Below are 1,016 nucleotides of genomic sequence, written 5' to 3' on the forward strand. Positions count from 1 at the left end.
CAATCCAATAAGACCATACGATACACGGGATCCGTCACTCTCCACCAGGCCCACGATTATTAACGTGGTTCCCATCGACTACGCCTTTCGGCCTCGCCTTAGGGGCCGRCTAACCCTGCTCAGATTAACTTTAAGCAGGAACCCTTGGACTTTCGGCGAGGGTGTCTYTCACACYCTTTATCGYTACTCATGTCWGCATTCGCACTTCCSATACCTCCACMGCCCCTCACGGGTACGGCTTCAACGGCCTAGGGAACGCTCCGCTACCACTGCCCGATCAAGATCGGACAATCCACAGCTTCGGTGTATGGCTTGAGCCCCGGTACATTTTCGGCGCAAAGACCCTTAATTAGACCAGTGAGCTGTTACGCTTTCTTTAAAKGATGGCTGCTTCTAAGCCAACMTCCTGGTTGTTTTGGGATYYYCACATCCTTTCCCACTTAGCCATRACTTGGGGRCCTTAGMTGKWGGTCAGGGTTGTTKCCCTCTCCACGACGGACGTTAGCACCCGCCGTGTGTCTSCCGGRYAGTACTYCCAGGTATTCGGAGTTTGGTTAGGTTTGGTAAGACGGTGAGTCCCCCTAGCCCATCCAGTGCTCTACCCCCTGGRGTATTCATCCGASGCWCTACCTMAATAGWTTTCGCGGAGAACCAGCTATYTCCSRGYTTGATTGGCCTTTCACCCCTAGCCACAMGTCATCCAAGACCTTTTCAACGGGCACTGGTTCGGMCCTYCAGTGSGTGTTACCSCACCTTCAKCCTGCWCATGGCTAGATCACYCGGTTTCGGGTCTAAWSCCACGAACTGAACGCCCTGTTCAGACTCGCTTTCGCTRCGCCTMCACCTAYCGGCTTAAGCTYGCTCGTAACTTTAAGTCGCTGACCCATTATACAAAAGGTACGCGGTCACCAATGATGGCTCCCACTGTTTGTAAGCATCCGGTTTCAGGAACTGTTTCACTCCCCTYRTCGGGGTGCTTTTCACCTTTCCCTCACGGTACTKGTTCGCTATCGGTC

1 rRNA gene is annotated in these 1,016 nt (G+C 53.5%); it reads right to left on the reverse strand.

From position 1 onward, the window contains the following. Nucleotides 1-1,016: ribosomal RNA gene (locus ASF71_RS04425) — 23S ribosomal RNA — on the reverse strand; the annotation flags it as partial.

This window comes from Deinococcus sp. Leaf326 (genome assembly GCF_001424185.1).
Lineage (GTDB): Bacteria > Deinococcota > Deinococci > Deinococcales > Deinococcaceae > Deinococcus.